Raw genomic sequence first — 14,293 nt, 5'->3', positions numbered from 1 at the left:
ACCTCGCGGGTGGGTGGGGGCTACAGGGTCGGCCGGGGCGGCTCTTGAGGGTCCCCGGTCCGTTCGGGGCGGTCGGTCTGCTCGGGCCGCTCGGGCCGCTCGGGCCGCTCGGGCCGTTTCTGGGTGAGCCACACGGCCGCCGCGCCGGCCGCCGCGACCGGCCACTCCACCGCCCCGAACGCGCCCAGCAGCCCCGCGCCCGTATAGGCGGCGATCCGGCGCGCCCGCGGCGAGACCAGCCCAACGGTGTCCAGCACCCCGTCGAACGCCCCGCTGACCCGTTCGGCCCCCGGCAGGCGGCGCACGGTGCTCGTCACCGCGCCGACCGGGTGGAGCACCTTCGACGCCGCCGCCGAGGCCGCCTCGGGCACCGGCCGCACACCCGCCGCCACCTGCCCGCTCGCACGCTGCTCGGTCGTACGCTGCTCGCTCGTACCGTGTTCGTTCGTACCGTGTTCGTTGCTTGGCTGCTCGTTCATGGTCGTATCCGATCGGCGCTGTCGCACGGACGGGTGCCCCGTCGGCGCCGCGTCAACCGGACCGGACCACACCTCACAGCCGGCTCGGCTGCCCGGCCCCTCGCGGCGGGGCGCCTTCCCTGGGTCGCTCCTTCCACCATAGGAGCGCCGTGCGCAGGAGGCGGCGCGCAAGCCGGGAAATCCGCTCACCGGGGCCGGGAGCCAGCCGACCCGTCGGCTATCCCGCCAGCAGATCAAGGAGATCGTCGGCGTGCTCCTCTTCCTCCTCCAGGATCGACTCGATGAGCCGCCGCGTGGTGGGGTCGTGGTCGCCGAGCCAGCGCGCGATCTCCTGGTACGTCGAGATCACGATGCGTTCGGCGACGAGGTTGTCCTTCAGCATGGTCTGCAGATCGTCGTCGGCCGGCGCGGTGTAGTCGGTGTGCGCCCGGCGGGCCAGCCCGGCCGGGTCGAAGTCGGGCCGGCCGCCGAGCTGGGAGATCCGCTCGGCGGCCCGGCGGCCGTGCTCCAGTTCCTCAGCCGCGTGCTCGGTGAACTCCGCGGCGACCTGGGCCCGGTCGATCCCGGTGGCGGAGATGGCGTGCCGGGTGTAGCGCAGCCAGCACACCACCTCCGTGGCGACCACGTCGTTGAGGACGGAGATCACTTTCTCCTGGTCCAGGCCGTACGTTCCGGTGACCGGTCCGGCCTCCATCTTCTGCCGGGCCTCGGCCCGGATCCTGCTCACATCGAGGACGAAGTCGTCGGTTGCCATCTCTCTCCCACTGCCCGGGGTCCGCTGTCCGGGCAGATGTTCCACCCCGGGGTACCTCCCACACGCCCGGCCCCGGTTGCCACCGATTCGCCGTACGGGACAGGCACGGAACGCGTACGGGACACGCACGGGACGCGTAAGGACACGCGCGGCACACGTACAGAACCCCTGCGGAACGCGGATGCGCGCGGCGGGGCGGAACCGGGGCGGCGCCCGGCCACCGGGTATAAAGACCCCTCTTCCCCGAGCCGCCCGACGTTGGAGAGACGGTGCTGCTGACCTTCGGACACGGCACGGCGACCGCCGACGAGATGACGCGCCTGCTGCGGGACGCCGAGGTGCGCCGCCTGGTCGATGTGCGGACGGCGCCCGGCAGCCGGCACAATCCCGACGCCGGCCGCGACGCCATGGCGCGCTGGATGCCGCGGGCGGGCCTCGCCTACCGCTGGGAGAAGCGGCTCGGCGGCTGGCGGAAGGCCCGTCCGGACACCCCCGACACGGCCCTGCGCAACCAGTCCTTCGCCGGCTACGCCGCGCATATGCGCACCCCGGACTTCGTCGCGGCGGTGGACGAACTGCTCGCCGAGGCGGCCGCCGAGCGCACCGCCGTGATGTGCGCCGAAACGGTGTGGTGGCGCTGCCACCGCAAGATGATCGCCGATTTCGTGGTCCTGGCCCGCGGCATCGAGGTGCGCCACCTCATGCACGACGGCCGGTCGCGCCCGCATCCCGTCAGCCCCGAGGCCCGCCTCCTGCCCGAGCGGCGGCTCCTGGTCTACGACGCGGGTCAGCAACGCCTCGGCGACTGACGACCGGCCCACCCCGCGCGACTGGCCCTATGCACGCCCCCGCCTCCTGTGACACGTTGGGCTCAGGGCACCCGAGCGCACAGGCCGGAGGGGTGACACGGACCAGGCACCTCAGGCAGACCAAGCATGCCGAGCACCCCAGGCATCCCGAGCAGACCAACCATCCCGAGCAGGCCAGGCACACCAGGCACACCAGGCGGATGAGGTGACGTGCGGTATGGGCGGCGCGGTCCTCGCAGGAGCGGTTCTCGTAGGACTGGACGGCACCGGGGCCGGCGCGCCCGCGGTCCGCTGGGGCGCCGGGGAGGCCGCCGCCCGGCGTCTGCCACTGCATCTGCTGCACTCCTGGACGTCCCAGCCCTGGCCGACCTCCTCGCCGGCGCCCTCGGCGTCGTCCTCTCCGACGTCCTCCGGCCAGGACGACGAACGGCGCCGCTACGGCGCGACCGTGCTCGAACGCGCCGGAGCGCTGGCCGCCGAACTCCACCCCGGCCTCCGGGTGACCGCCGAACTGTCCGGAGAGGACGCCGCCGACGCGCTCGCGGAACGCAGTGCGGCGGCCGCGCTCCTGGTCCTCGGCTCACGCGGGCACGACACCCTCGCCGGTTTCCTGCTGGGCTCGGTGAGCCTGCGGGTGCTGGCACGCGCGCGGTGCCCGGTGATCACGGTCCGCGAGGAGGAGTGCTCCGCCGGCCCCGGGCCCGAAGTCATCGTCGGCGTCAAGGAGTTGGGGCCGGAGAGCGACGCGGTGCTGGCCTACGCGTTCACCACGGCCGCGGCCCATCACGCCCGGCTGCGCGCCCTGCGCGCGTGGAGGCCCGCCACGGCCCCCGGCGCCCCGTACAACGAGCTGACCACCGCGCTGGACGAGGCGGAGGGCGCGGCGGTCGAACGGGACGGTCTGGCCGCATGCCTGGCCCCATGGCGGGAGAAGTTCCCCGGGGTCCGGGTGGCGGAGGAGGTGGCGGCCGGCCAAGCCGCGACCGTACTGCTCCGGGCCTGCACCGGCACCGGCCTGCTGGTCATCGGCCGCCGCCCGCACCGCGCACCGATGCCCCTCGGCCCGGTCGTCCTCGGCCTCCTCCACCACTCCCGCTGCCCGCTCGCGATCGTCCCCCGGACCACCGCACCGCCCGCCTGAACGGCCTCCTTCACCAGGCCGCTCCTCCGGCCGCTCCCCCGGCCCTCGTCCCAGTCACCCTTCCCCCGGCAGGCGGAGGCAGATCATCCTGCCGGCCGATCCACCCCACCCCCGCGAGTGCGACCTTCACACCATGAGCGATAACGGCCAGGCGGCACAGACAGCGCGGACGGCAAGGACCCGGTGGCGCAGGTGGCACGGTCACCAGCGGCCACAACCGAGGTGGGCAGGCCAGACAGCCCTGACCTGGGCGCTGGTATACGCCGCGTTCGGCCTCGCCGCCGCGCTGACCGGGACGCCGCTCTTCCGGGCAGGCGGCACCCCCGCGCCCGCCGCGCTGGACTGGGCCGTGGTGGCGGTGGGCGCGCTGGCGGCCACCGCCTGTGCCGCGGTGATGCGCTGCGGGCCGCGGCCCTGGCTGCGCGGGCTGCTCTTCACCGTCTGCGGGCTGACGGGACTCGCCGCTTTCAGCCTGCTGATGGATGTGATCACCCTCATCTTCGGCCAGGGCGTGGACAGTTGGCCGGCCGCCGCCAACCGCGCCCTGGCCGCCCTCGGCACGGTGCTGCTCGCCGCGACCGGCCGCTCCCAGCGCCGCCCGCCCGCCGGCACCCGCGCCCCGGCCCCGTCCCGCGCGCCCGCCCGGGTACAGCTCGCCGCCGTCGCCGGGACGGTCGCCTTCCTGCCGTACTGCGCGATGAAGACCTTCTGGGCGTTCGGCGGGACGTTCGCCGGGACGGACATCGCGCAGATCCTCGCCAGCTCCCGCCGCAACGGCGCCTCCGCGGTCTGGCTCACCCTGGAGTCCTGGGGCCTGGACGCCACCGTGCTGCTGGCGGCGCTCGGCCTCTTCCTGCTCTGGGGCCTGGTCCGGCCGTGGGGGCAGGTCTTCCCGCGCTGGACGCCGCTGCTGCGCGGCCGGCGCGTACCGCGCTCCCTCCCGCTGGCCCCCGCCCTGCTCGGCGCCGCGACCCTCCTGCCCTACGGCATCCTCGGCGTCGGCTACTGCGCACTGGCCACGACCGGCGCGCTGACGATCCGCCCCGGCGACTTCTCCTCCCCGCAGGACGCCTTGACCGTCGCCTGGATCGGCCTCACCGCCTTCGCCGGCTACGGGATCGCCCTCGCGCTCGCCACCCGCTCCTACTGGCTGCGGACCCGCCCGCTCCCCGGACCCGCATCCACCTCGGTATCCGCCGGCTCACGGCACTGACGGGCCGGGGCCTCACACCGGCCGCGCCCCACCAGGCCCGTCCGGCCGCCCGCGGACGCCCTCGCAGACGCCCCAGGGCGCGGCCCGGCCCGTTCCTCCGTACCGTCGGAGCATGGCGGACACACCGGACGGCAGCGGCGGCCGGACCCCCGGCAAGCTGTCGAAGAAGCGGTACCGGCGGGAGCTGTACCGGTTGCAGACGGAGCTGGTGAAGCTCCAGGAGTGGGTGCGCACGGAGGGCGCCCGGCTCGTCGTGATCTTCGAGGGGCGGGACGCGGCCGGCAAGGGCGGCACCATCAGCCGCGTCACCGCCCACCTCAACCCCCGGGTGGCGCGCATCGTCGCCCTGCCCCGGCCCACCGAGCGCGAACGCGGCCAGTGGTACTTCCAGCGGTACGCGGCGCAGCTGCCCTCGGCCGGCGAGATCGTGCTCTTCGACCGCAGCTGGTACAACCGGGCCGGAGTCGAACGGGTCATGGGCTACTGCACCGACGACGAATACCGACTCTTCCTGCGGCAGTGCCCGGTCTTCGAGCGGATGCTGGTGGAGGACGGGATCCTGCTGCGGAAGTATTGGTTCTCGGTCAGCGACGAGGTGCAGGAGCAGCGGCTCCGGCGGCGGCTGGCGGACCCGGTGCGGCGCTGGAAGCTGTCCCGGATCGACCTGGAGTCGCTGACCCGCTGGGAGGAATACTCCCAGGCCAAGGACGAGATGTTCGCGCACACCGATATCCCCGAGGCGTCGTGGTACGTCGTCGAGAGCGACGACAAGCGCCGGGCCCGGCTGAACATGATCGCCCACCTCCTCACGACGGTCCCCTACCGCGACCTCCTCCCACCCCGTCTGGACCTCCCGCCGCGCCCGCCGGCCACGTCCTACCAGCGCCCCCCGCGCGCCCTCCAGACGTACGTCCCCGACCACGCGGCCGGCCTGGAGTAGCCGCCACCGCCGCCCACCCGCTCCCGGCGAGCGGCCCCGACGCCACCAGCGGGGCACCCAACGCGACGTAATCCAGGCCCACTTGGGGTAGGGACACCACTTCACCCTCCCGGAGGCCGATACGTGAAGCGATATAACAGGGATATGGGGCGACAGACACAGGACGGCGGGCGGACGGCCGCGCCGGAACCGCCGGCGGACGAGCTGCACGAGACCGTGGAAGAGGTCACCGCCGCCGTCATGACGGCGTCCCGCCTGCTCGTCGCGCTCTCCGCCCGCGCCCTCGCCGAGACCGAACCGACCCTGACCCTGCCGCAACTGCGCACCCTGGTCGTCCTGCACGGCGAAGGCCCGGTGAAACTCGCCGCGCTCGCCGCCGCGCTGGACGTGAACCCGTCCACCGCGATGCGGATGGTCGACAAGCTGGAGGCCCGCGGCCTGGTCGACCGCCAGACCAACCCGGGCAACCGCCGCGAGGTCATCCTCCGGCTCAGGCACGACGGCCGGCGGCTGGTCGAGGACGTCCTGGCGCACCGGCACCGCGAGATCCGGGCCATCGTCGCCCGCCTCCCCGCCGGCCGGCGCGCCGAACTGGTGCGGGGCCTGCGCGCCCTGGCCGAGGCAGCCGGCGAACCGCCCGCCGACTCCCTCACGGACACCCTGTAGCGGACCCGGCCCCGCGCCAGGCAACCGCTCCGCCCCGCACCAGGCAACCGCTCCGCACCGCGCCAGGCAACCGCTCCCAGGCACCCGGGAGCGGCCACCGGGCGGCGGCCGCCGCGGAACCACCCTCAGTCGATCTCCACCACCGCCTTGCCGTGCAGCCGCCGCCCGAGCAGCAGCTCGGTGGCCTCGGCGGCCTTCCTCCACGACCCCCGCCAGGTGATCTGCGCGTCCAGTTCCCCGGACGCGACCAGACCGGACAGCAGCGTCAGATCCGCGCCGACACCGCTGCACCGCAGCAGGTAGAAACTGACCAGCGAGCGGTCGTGCCCGGCCGGAGCGCCATGGAAGGCACCGGCCGGGAACTCGTCCGGCTCGTACGCCGTCCGCCCGACCGAGACCAGCGTGCCGTGCTCCGCCAACCGGGCGTAGCCCTCGACGAGTTGACGGCCGCCGACCATATCGACCACGCCGTCCACCGGCGCCGAGAGCGCCTCGGGACCCGTCACGACCTCGTGCGCGCCGAGCGCCCGCAGCCCGTCGCCGTGCGCGGCCGGGTCCCCGGTCGAGGCGATGACATGCGCCCCGCCCCGGCGGGCGAGCTGCACCGCGTACCGTCCGACGCCGCCGGTGGCGCCGGTGACCAGGATGCGCTTGCCGAGGATCGGACCGATCCGGCGCAGGGCCTGCAAGGCGCTGGCACCGGCGACCGGGACGGTGCTGATCGCTCCGAGGTCGGCGCCGGCCGGAACGGTCCCGATCCAGTCGGTGTCGACCGCGCGGAGTTCGGCCCAGGCACCGGCGGCGGCGAGGGTCACGACCGGCGTGCCGACCGCCGGCCCGGACCCGTCGGCCGCGGCCCGGACCACGGTGCCCGCGGCGTCCCAGCCCAGTACGAACCCGGGGGCCTCGCGGTCCGGTCCGTGCTTGACCTCGCCGTAGTTGAGCGAGGTCGCGGTGACGCGGACGAGTGCCTGGTGGGGGGCCGGTTCGGGATCCGGGGCCTCGCCCAGGCGCAGGCGGCCGGGAGCGGTGGGGTCGATGAGGAGTGCGCGCATGACGAGGAAGCCCTTCTGAGGAGGGATCGAATATGCCACTCGGTGGCGTCGCGCCACTGAGTGGCATAAACCTACAAGAGGCATAGGCTCCCCCGCTACACTGATCCCGATGACCGCTTCAACGACCGCCGCAGGCACCCCCGCCGAGCGCCTTCCGCTGCGCGAGCGCAAGAAGCTGCGCACCCGCCAGGCATTGATCGACACCGCCCTGGAGCTGTTCACCGAGCGCGGTTTCGACGGCACGACCCTGGACGACCTGTGCGAGGCGGTCGAGGTCTCCAAGCGCACGTTCTTCCGGAACTTCAGCAGCAAGGAAGACGTGGCGATGGCCCCGACCCAGGACCTGTGGACCGCGTTCCTGGATGACTTGGAAGACCGCGAACCGGCCGGCGGCACGGCCCTGGCGATGCTCCAGGCATCCCTGCTCGCCGCGCTGGACCGGATGACCGACGAGGGCTGGGCGCAGCGCGTCCGCCTCAGCCGCCGCCTGGCCGCCGACACCCCGTCCATGGACGCCCGCGGCCGGCACTTCTGCGACCGCACGGTCCGTACGGCGGTCACCCTCCTGCACCGCAAGCTCGGCATCCAGGACCCCGGCGACCCGCGCCCGCGACTGGCCCTGGACCTCCTCATCGCCGCCTTCCACTGCGGCTTGGAATCCTGGGTGGCGCGCCCAGGCACCCCCGACCGGGCCGCCCTCGCCACCGAGGTCCGTACCGCCTTCGCCGCGATCCCCGGCGCCCTCACCCTCGAGGCGACGCCTCCGGGCTCGTAAGTCGCCTGTGTACTGCTGCAGTTGACACGTAATCAGCCACTGACGCCCCGCCACCCGCCGGCACCGAAGCAGCACGGCAAGGCGGCGGCTTCAGCCCCGGTGCTACGTTCTCGCCATGAACGACAGCGTGTATGTGGGCCACGCGGACAAGGACGCGGCACTGGACCGCGGCTGGCTGCTCGGCCACTTCAAGGAGGCCGGCGATCCCCGCCACAGCGACGCCGTGGAGATCAAATGGGGCGTCCACCCCGCGGGCGACACCCGCGCGCAGTGGGTACGGGGCGAGGAGCGCACCGCCCTCCAGGTGCTCGTCAGCGGCCGCTTCCGGCTCGAATTCCCCGGCCGCAGCGTCCTGTTGGAGCGCCAGGGGGATTACGTCGTCTGGGGCCGCGGCGTGGACCACTCCTGGGTCGCGGAGGAGGATTCGGTGGTCCTGACCGTCCGGTGGCCCTCCATCCCGGGCTACGCGGTACCGGCCGAGGAAGGCCCCCAGACATCCCCCGCCTCGGACGCACCCGCCGCCCCGGCCGACCCGGCGATCCCCACGGCCCCGGGATCCAGGCGGCCCGCCCCCACCCTGGAGATCACCGACGCCACCCCGGACGACTGGCCGGGGATCTGGCCGTTCTGGCACGAGATCGTCGCCGCGGGCGAGACCTATGCCTGGGACCGGAACACCGACGAGCGGACCGCCCGCGCCCTGTGGATGGCGCCCACCTCCCGCGTCTTCGTCGTCCGCGAGAACGGCGTGCCCGTCGCCTCCGCCTACCTCCGCCCCAACTACGGCGGCGGCGCCGCCCGGGTCGCCAACGCCGGTTTCATGGTCGCGCCCGCCCACGCCGGCCGCGGCATCGGCCGGCGCCTGGCCGAACACGTCCTCGACCAGGCCCGGAACGCCGGCTACCGCGCCATGGTCTTCAACGCCGTGGTCGCCACCAACCCCGCCCTCGGCCTCTGGCTCTCCCTCGGCTTCACCATCACCGGCACCCTCCCCGGCGCCTTCGACCACCCCCGCCTCGGCCCGGTGGACCTCCACATCCTCCACCGCACCCTGTGACCCGCACCCCGGGAGAGGACCAACGCCGGCGACCCGCGACCCGACCCACGGCCGGCCCCTTACTCCGCCACTCCCGCATCACTCCCCCCACCCGAACCGGACTCCGCCGCCCGGCCTCCCCCGCCCAGGCCGGCCCCGGCGCTCGCACAGGCTTCGGCGATCGCGGCGGTGTCCCAGTAGAAGGGGCGGACCTCGGCGATCCGCCCCGCCGCCACCGTGATGGTCTGGAGCAGCGGGAAGGCGAGTTCCCGGCCGCCGGGGCGCGGCCGGGCGCGGATGTGGGTGAGCACCACCGCCGTCGAGCCGGTGGCGAGGAACTGCTGCTCCGTCATCTCGAACGTCTCCCACGTCCGGCTCATGGCCAGGAAGAACCGTTCCAGACCGGCGTGCCCGCGCCAGACACCGCCGTAGGGCAGCCCGGCTGCCTGGTGCAGCACGACGTCCGGCGCGAAGAACGGCGCGAGCAGGTCGAACGATGCCTCGCCCGGGCCGCCGGCCGCCAGATACTCCGCCTCGGCGGCATACATGCCGGTGAGGACCGCCAGGGTGTCGTCCGTCTTCTCATGCGTCATACCGGAAGCATGAGCCGCTCGGCCGGGCCGCGCTGGCGAGATTCGGACCGGGAGTTCCTCCGCGCTCCCCCGCCACGTCTCGCGGCCCTACGCCTCCTTGTCGAGCAGGCCGCTCACCAACTGGCGCGCGTACTCCGCGTCGAGGGAGTCCGGCTCCGCACCGGGCCGGAAGAGGATGCGGTACATCATGGGCGCCACGACGTGGTCCATGACCGCCTCGACGTCCGGCGCGGGCTCGCCCCGTTCACCGGCGCGGGTGAGGATGACGTCGATCTGCTCGGACGCGTACGCCGAACAGCGACCGGCGTTGCTGCCGTCCGGATCGCCGAGCAGCGCGTCGCGGATGTACGCCCGCCCCGGGGGCGACGCCATCTCGTCGAGGAACTGCTCGGCCCAGGTCATCAAATCCGAGGCCAGGTCACCCTGATCCTCCGGCGGCGCCTCCGGGCGCAGCCGCTCGACGGCCACGTCCGAGAGCAGTTCCCGCAGGTCGCCCCAGCGGCGGTAGACCGTCGACGGGGTGACTCCGGCCCGGGCGGCGATCAGCGGCACCGTCAAGGCATCCCGGCCCACCTCGGCTTCCAGTTCACGGACGGCGGCATGGACCGCTTCCTGCACACGGGCGCTGCGCCCACCGGGACGCACCATCGGTCGGGGACTCATACCACCACCCTAAAGCCTTAACGCAACGCTCTTGCTTCTAGCCCGTGCTGCCATCGGCTCTGGCTTCCCCCTCGCCCCCGCTCTCAGGCCACCGGCGCGAGCGCGCGGACCGGCACGGACCGTTCGTAGGCCCGTCCCACCCGCAGCAGCTCCGCCTCCGCCAGCGGCCGCCCGAGCAGCTGCATACCGATCGGCATCCCCGCGCGGTCGTGGCCCACCGGGACGGACAGCGACGGCACTCCCGTGATGTTGGCGGGCGCGGACAGCCGGACGTAAGCGTCGGAGACGCTCTCCACCGTGCCGTCGGGCCAGGTGATCGTCTCCTGCCCGGCCGCCACCGCCACCGCGGGCACGGTCGGCGCCGCGATCACGTCCACCTCGTCGAACAGCACTGCCCATGCGTCGCGCATCAGCGTCCGCGCCCGCTGGGCCCGCAAGTAGTCCCCGGCAGGCATCAGTTCGCCGGCTTCGAGGAGGACGCGGACATCGTCGGCGTAGCGGTCGGGGACGGTGCGCAGGGTGCGCTCGTGATACGCGGTGGCCTCGGGGACCATCAGGCCCCACTGGGTGGCCTGGATGTAGCGCGTCATGGGGATCTCGACCTCGACGGGCCGTGCGCCGAGGTCCGCCAGACGCGTGACGGCCCGCCGGACCGCGTCCTCGACATCCGCTTCGACACGGTCGAAGTAGTAGTTGCGGGGCACCCCGATCCGCAGCCCGGTGAGGTCCGTACCGCCCTCCGCCAGGAGGCCGTCCGCGGCGAACGGGGCCAGGGAGGCGGGGTCGCGCGGATCGTGTCCGCTCAGCACCGGCAGGACCAGCGCCGCGTCCTCGACCGTACGGGTCATCGGACCGACATGATCCAGCGACCACGACAGCGAGGTGACACCGTGCCGGGGGACCAGCCCGTAGGTCGGTTTCAGGCCGACGACGCCGTTCAGCGCGGCGGGGACGCGGATCGATCCCCCGGTGTCCGTGCCCAGCGCGAAGGTGGCGGCGCCCGCGGCCACGGCGACGGCCGACCCGCCACTGGAGCCGCCCGCGACCCGGCCCGCGTCCCAGGCGTTGGCGGTCTGGGGAGTGATCAGTCCGTAGGCGAACTCATGGGTGTGCGTCTTGCCGACCAGTACCGCGCCGGCCGCCGCCAGGCGCGCGGCGACCGTGCTGTCGCGCCGCGCGCGGTGGCCGTCCCGCACCCGAGAGCTCGCCGTGGTGGCCGTCCCCGCCACGTCGATCAGGTCCTTCAGCCCCATCGGTATCCCGTGCAGCGGTCCACGGAAGCGGCCCTCGGCGGCTTCCCGCTCCGCTTCCCGGGCCGCCCGGCGGGCTGGCCCGGCGGTGACGGCCGTATAGGCGCCGAGCCGCGGCTCCACCTCCTCGATCCGGTCGAGCACCGACTCCACCAGCTCGACGGGCGACAGCTCCCGGTCCCGTATCGCCCGCGCCGCCGCGGCGACGGTCAGCTCGTACGGCCGCGTCGCGTCAGACGTCCGCATGGCACTTCTCCTCTCCTCCGCGTCCTGCGCGGTAGGCGGCAGCGGGCGGGGTGTCCGCGAAGTCCAGCTCCCGCAGCACCGAGACGACGGTGCGGATGTGCTCGGCGGTGGCCGCCACGACGGCGTGCCGGTCCTCGGCCAGCGGAAGCCCCGCCCGCTGCGCCCAGCGGGCCGCCTCGGCGGGCGCCGGCTCGGACACCGGCCCGGACGCGACGCCCGGAGGCGACGCGGACGCGGACGAGTACGTGGATGAGTGCGTGGTCATGGGCGCTATCTCCTGATCGTGCGGGTGGAGCGGCAGTCGGCAGCGGCGGGCAAGGAAATCCAGCGACCGCTAAACGCGAACCGTTTGCGTTAACCCACGATACGACGTACTCTCGCGTTAACGCAAACAGATTGCGTTAACCGCCGCGAGAGAGGCCACCATGCACACTCCACCCGCGCACACATCGCCCACGAACGCCTGGCCGGTGGGCGACCTCACCATCCACCGCATCGACGAGACCCGGCTCCCACCGCAGACCGGAGAATGGCTCCTCCCCGACGCCACAGCCGACCTGGTCGCCCAACACGACTGGCTGCGGCCGGACTTCACGGATCCGGACGGCCGCCTCCGCCTCCACACCCACAGCTTCGCCGTCACCCTCAACGGGCTGCGCATACTGATCGACACCGGAATCGGCAACGGCAAACCGCGGGCGAACCCCGCCTGGAACGACCTGCGCACCGACTATCCAAGCCGCCTCACAGCCGCCGGCTTCGCCCCCGAGGACATCGACCTGGTGATCCTCACCCACCTGCACGCCGACCACGTCGGCTGGAACACCCGCGCACACGAGGGCGCGTGGATCCCCACCTTTCCCCGTGCCCGGTACATCGTCTCCCGAACCGAGCGGGAGTTCTGGGCCGGCTACGCCATGGACGAGCCGCGCCGGCAGATGTTCCGCGATTCCGTACACCCGGTCGAGGAGGCCGGGCTGCTCGACCTCGTGGATGTCCCGCCGGACGGCCTCGACCTCACCCCTGGCCTGCGGCTGATACCCACCCCTGGCCACACGCCGGGCCATATCGCCGTCGAACTCACCAGCCGCGGCGCCGGCGCGCTCATCACCGGTGACTGCCTGCACCATCCGGTGCAGTTCGCCCACCCCGCCATCGGGAGCTGCGTCGACATCGACCCCGCCCAGGCCGCGACCACGCGCCGCGCGCTGCTCGCCTCACTGGCCGAGCGCCACACCCTCGTCCTGGGCAGCCACTTCCCCCCGCCCACCGCCGGCCGCGTCATACCCGACGGGGACGCCTACCGGCTCACTCCGCCGCCCGCCACCTGACACCCAGACGGACCGCGCGGTCCCGCTCCCGCCCCCGGGCGACGCGGCCCGCCCCCGGCCGCCCCGCCCGGCATCACCCCATCAGGAGGTGGTCCCGCTCCAGTACGCGTCCGGCCACTCCTCCGCATCCGGGGTGAATTCCACCTCGATGCGGTCGGCGGCGTCGGGCGGCAGTGAGAAGGCGTACTTGCCGACAACGGTTCTGCCGGGAAGGACATAGCCCGTGATGACCTTCTGGCGCCCGCTGCCGTCGATCACCAGCTCCGCGGAGGCGCCGTTGGCGTCATTGACATCGGGCAGTCCGGTCTCCACGGAGACCCGTTCGGGACCGGTGTTGACCACCGTGACGGTGATCTGGACCGCCTTGTTCCCCTTGGCGTGCCCGTTGGCGAATTCGTCCGGGACGAACGGCTCCGGCTTGGCGACCGTGACCTTCAGACCGTTGTCGAAGGTGTAGGGCTCGCCGAACGCCAGGTGCCGGGCCTTCTCGGCGGCCTCCGCCGACTCCCGTTCGCGCTCCACCTTGGCATGCGCCCTGTCGGCGACCTTCTTGACCGCCACGACGGCGACGACCCCGGTGGCCATCGCGAGCAGAAGCCCGAGGACGCCCAGGACGAGGCCGCTGACCGCCATCGCCTTGTTGGCGGCCACGCCCTTCTTCACCTGGCTGAGCGCGACACCACCGAAGATCACGGCCAGCAGGGCCGGCAACCAGGCGATCCAGAACAGCACCACGAACAGCCCGAGGACGATCCCGACCAGGCCGAGCACCAGGGCGGCGATACCCATCCCGTTACTGGGCCGCGCGCCGGCGTAGTACGGCGGCGGAACGGGCGCGGTCCGCAACGCCTCGTGCCCCGCCACCGGACCGGTCGGCGGAGCCCACGGGTCATGGTCCTGCGCCTGCGGCGGTGGTGACTGGGGCTGCGGCGGCCCTGACGGCTGCGAATCCGCTATCGGAGAGCCATCGGGAGGGACGGGCGTACTCATGCGATTTCCTTCAGGCTTCCTTCGGACAGGTCACTCAACTTCCGCCAAGGTTACCAAAGAGCTTTACATTTCCATTACTTGATGCTTCGGCTTTATCGGTCGGTAATACAACTCCTCGGACCGCACCGGACCGGACCGGCATGGCATGCCACAGCCCGTGCCCCGCCCGGACCGCCACGGCAGCCCCCCACCGCCTCAGCGGCCGGCAAGCCACCGGCCGCCCTGCCATACGGCGTATGCGCCGGACGGCACCGTACGGACGGCCGTGCCCCCGATCTGCGTAATGCACGGCGTCCGGCCTCCGGCCAGGCAGGGTGCGGATGAGCGAGCGCCGCAGAAGCGCCATGGACCG

Annotated in this window: 16 protein-coding genes and 1 pseudogene; 9 read left to right on the top strand and 8 right to left on the bottom strand. The window is 73.2% G+C overall.

Annotated features, from left to right (window positions below; all coding sequences use genetic code 11):
- Positions 1-20: 20 nt before the first annotated feature.
- Both ADL22_RS34925 and ADL22_RS23390 read right to left on the bottom strand, forming a co-directional pair.
- Positions 21-479, bottom strand: a complete 459-nt coding sequence (locus ADL22_RS34925; protein ID WP_159048713.1) for a hypothetical protein — start codon at positions 477-479, stop codon at positions 21-23.
- 217 nt (positions 480-696) lie between these two features.
- Positions 697-1,233 carry a ferritin-like domain-containing protein gene (locus ADL22_RS23390; RefSeq protein ID WP_066983145.1) on the bottom strand — a complete coding sequence of 179 codons (537 nt, stop codon included), beginning with the start codon at positions 1,231-1,233 and terminating at the stop codon, positions 697-699.
- A 311-nt stretch (positions 1,234-1,544) separates the two neighbouring features.
- Here ADL22_RS23390 and ADL22_RS23385 point away from each other — a divergent pair, with 311 nt between their 5' ends.
- From ADL22_RS23385 to ADL22_RS23365, 5 genes are all read left to right on the top strand, one after another.
- Complete coding sequence (locus ADL22_RS23385) at positions 1,545-2,042, top strand: DUF488 family protein (protein WP_079064383.1); 498 nt, start codon at positions 1,545-1,547, stop codon at positions 2,040-2,042.
- A gap of 217 nt (positions 2,043-2,259) precedes the next feature.
- A complete protein-coding gene (locus ADL22_RS23380) occupies positions 2,260-3,183 on the top strand; it encodes a universal stress protein (protein ID WP_066983141.1) in 924 nt (307 codons plus the stop codon).
- Positions 3,184-3,316: 133 nt separating this feature from the next.
- On the top strand, positions 3,317-4,396 hold the full coding sequence (locus ADL22_RS35810; protein WP_234430823.1) for a hypothetical protein: 1,080 nt from the start codon (positions 3,317-3,319) through the stop codon (positions 4,394-4,396).
- A 112-nt stretch (positions 4,397-4,508) separates the two neighbouring features.
- On the top strand, positions 4,509-5,336 hold the full coding sequence (gene ppk2, locus ADL22_RS23370) for a polyphosphate kinase 2 (protein ID WP_066983138.1): 828 nt from the start codon (positions 4,509-4,511) through the stop codon (positions 5,334-5,336).
- Between the two features lie 144 nt (positions 5,337-5,480).
- On the top strand, positions 5,481-6,002 hold the full coding sequence (locus ADL22_RS23365) for a MarR family winged helix-turn-helix transcriptional regulator (protein ID WP_066983135.1): 522 nt from the start codon (positions 5,481-5,483) through the stop codon (positions 6,000-6,002).
- 125 nt (positions 6,003-6,127) lie between these two features.
- Here the strand turns inward: ADL22_RS23365 and ADL22_RS23360 are convergent, their stop codons facing one another.
- Positions 6,128-7,057 carry a zinc-binding dehydrogenase gene (locus ADL22_RS23360; RefSeq protein ID WP_066983132.1) on the bottom strand — a complete coding sequence of 310 codons (930 nt, stop codon included), beginning with the start codon at positions 7,055-7,057 and terminating at the stop codon, positions 6,128-6,130.
- A 109-nt stretch (positions 7,058-7,166) separates the two neighbouring features.
- On the opposite strand from ADL22_RS23360, the gene ADL22_RS23355 reads away from it, so the two are divergent.
- The 3 genes and pseudogenes from ADL22_RS23355 to ADL22_RS23345 all read left to right on the top strand — a co-directional run bounded on the left by ADL22_RS23355 (position 7,167) and on the right by ADL22_RS23345 (position 8,889).
- Entirely contained in the window at positions 7,167-7,832 is a 666-nt protein-coding gene (locus tag ADL22_RS23355) for a TetR/AcrR family transcriptional regulator (RefSeq protein WP_066983129.1), read from the top strand.
- 115 nt (positions 7,833-7,947) lie between these two features.
- A pseudogene (locus ADL22_RS23350) lies at positions 7,948-8,319 on the top strand (signal peptidase I); the annotation flags it as partial.
- Between the two features lie 90 nt (positions 8,320-8,409).
- Entirely contained in the window at positions 8,410-8,889 is a 480-nt protein-coding gene (locus ADL22_RS23345) for a GNAT family N-acetyltransferase (protein WP_066983410.1), read from the top strand.
- 59 nt (positions 8,890-8,948) lie between these two features.
- Here the strand turns inward: ADL22_RS23345 and ADL22_RS23340 are convergent, their stop codons facing one another.
- From ADL22_RS23340 to ADL22_RS23325, 4 genes are all read right to left on the bottom strand, one after another.
- The gene (locus ADL22_RS23340) at positions 8,949-9,461 is read right to left on the bottom strand and encodes a nuclear transport factor 2 family protein (protein ID WP_079064367.1); all 513 of its coding nucleotides are present in this window, start codon (positions 9,459-9,461) and stop codon (positions 8,949-8,951) included.
- Positions 9,462-9,548: 87 nt separating this feature from the next.
- Positions 9,549-10,109 carry a TetR/AcrR family transcriptional regulator gene (locus ADL22_RS23335; RefSeq protein ID WP_199836363.1) on the bottom strand — a complete coding sequence of 187 codons (561 nt, stop codon included), beginning with the start codon at positions 10,107-10,109 and terminating at the stop codon, positions 9,549-9,551.
- A 98-nt stretch (positions 10,110-10,207) separates the two neighbouring features.
- The gene (locus ADL22_RS23330; RefSeq protein ID WP_066983123.1) at positions 10,208-11,620 is read right to left on the bottom strand and encodes an Asp-tRNA(Asn)/Glu-tRNA(Gln) amidotransferase GatCAB subunit A; all 1,413 of its coding nucleotides are present in this window, start codon (positions 11,618-11,620) and stop codon (positions 10,208-10,210) included.
- Positions 11,607-11,819 (bottom strand): hypothetical protein, encoded by a 213-nt coding sequence (locus ADL22_RS23325; RefSeq protein WP_066983407.1) that lies wholly within the window; start codon positions 11,817-11,819, stop codon positions 11,607-11,609. Before ADL22_RS23325 ends, ADL22_RS23330 begins: the two co-directional genes overlap by 14 nt.
- A 226-nt stretch (positions 11,820-12,045) precedes the next feature.
- Here ADL22_RS23325 and ADL22_RS23320 point away from each other — a divergent pair, with 226 nt between their 5' ends.
- Positions 12,046-12,951: an MBL fold metallo-hydrolase gene (locus ADL22_RS23320; RefSeq protein WP_066983119.1), complete on the top strand. Its 906-nt coding sequence runs from the start codon at positions 12,046-12,048 to the stop codon at positions 12,949-12,951.
- Between the two features lie 81 nt (positions 12,952-13,032).
- Here ADL22_RS23320 and ADL22_RS23315 read toward each other — a convergent pair whose 3' ends face one another.
- Positions 13,033-13,740, bottom strand: coding sequence for a DUF4190 domain-containing protein (locus ADL22_RS23315; protein WP_234430822.1), 708 nt, complete (start codon positions 13,738-13,740; stop codon positions 13,033-13,035).
- Positions 13,741-14,293: the final 553 nt, after the last annotated feature.

Source organism: Streptomyces sp. NRRL F-4489 (assembly GCF_001509485.1).
Classification (GTDB): Bacteria; Actinomycetota; Actinomycetes; order Streptomycetales; family Streptomycetaceae; genus Streptomyces.
Note: the sequence above shows the minus strand (reverse complement) of the source record. Positions and strands in the feature narration are given on the sequence as shown.

What these genes read in the sequence shown, in the direction of transcription:
- ADL22_RS34925 (WP_159048713.1), bottom strand. Translation starts at nt 479, where the DNA reads ATGAACGAGCAGCCAAGCAACGAACACGGTACGAACGAACACGGTACG.
- ADL22_RS23390 (WP_066983145.1), bottom strand. Translation starts at nt 1,233, where the DNA reads ATGGCAACCGACGACTTCGTCCTCGATGTGAGCAGGATCCGGGCCGAG.
- ADL22_RS23385 (WP_079064383.1), top strand. Translation starts at nt 1,545, where the DNA reads ATGACGCGCCTGCTGCGGGACGCCGAGGTGCGCCGCCTGGTCGATGTG.
- ADL22_RS23380 (WP_066983141.1), top strand. Translation starts at nt 2,260, where the DNA reads ATGGGCGGCGCGGTCCTCGCAGGAGCGGTTCTCGTAGGACTGGACGGC.
- ADL22_RS35810 (WP_234430823.1), top strand. Translation starts at nt 3,317, where the DNA reads ATGAGCGATAACGGCCAGGCGGCACAGACAGCGCGGACGGCAAGGACC.
- ppk2 (WP_066983138.1), top strand. Translation starts at nt 4,509, where the DNA reads ATGGCGGACACACCGGACGGCAGCGGCGGCCGGACCCCCGGCAAGCTG.
- ADL22_RS23365 (WP_066983135.1), top strand. Translation starts at nt 5,481, where the DNA reads ATGGGGCGACAGACACAGGACGGCGGGCGGACGGCCGCGCCGGAACCG.
- ADL22_RS23360 (WP_066983132.1), bottom strand. Translation starts at nt 7,057, where the DNA reads ATGCGCGCACTCCTCATCGACCCCACCGCTCCCGGCCGCCTGCGCCTG.
- ADL22_RS23355 (WP_066983129.1), top strand. Translation starts at nt 7,167, where the DNA reads ATGACCGCTTCAACGACCGCCGCAGGCACCCCCGCCGAGCGCCTTCCG.
- ADL22_RS23340 (WP_079064367.1), bottom strand. Translation starts at nt 9,461, where the DNA reads ATGACGCATGAGAAGACGGACGACACCCTGGCGGTCCTCACCGGCATG.
- ADL22_RS23335 (WP_199836363.1), bottom strand. Translation starts at nt 10,109, where the DNA reads ATGGTGCGTCCCGGTGGGCGCAGCGCCCGTGTGCAGGAAGCGGTCCAT.
- ADL22_RS23330 (WP_066983123.1), bottom strand. Translation starts at nt 11,620, where the DNA reads ATGCGGACGTCTGACGCGACGCGGCCGTACGAGCTGACCGTCGCCGCG.
- ADL22_RS23320 (WP_066983119.1), top strand. Translation starts at nt 12,046, where the DNA reads ATGCACACTCCACCCGCGCACACATCGCCCACGAACGCCTGGCCGGTG.
- ADL22_RS23315 (WP_234430822.1), bottom strand. Translation starts at nt 13,740, where the DNA reads ATGGGTATCGCCGCCCTGGTGCTCGGCCTGGTCGGGATCGTCCTCGGG.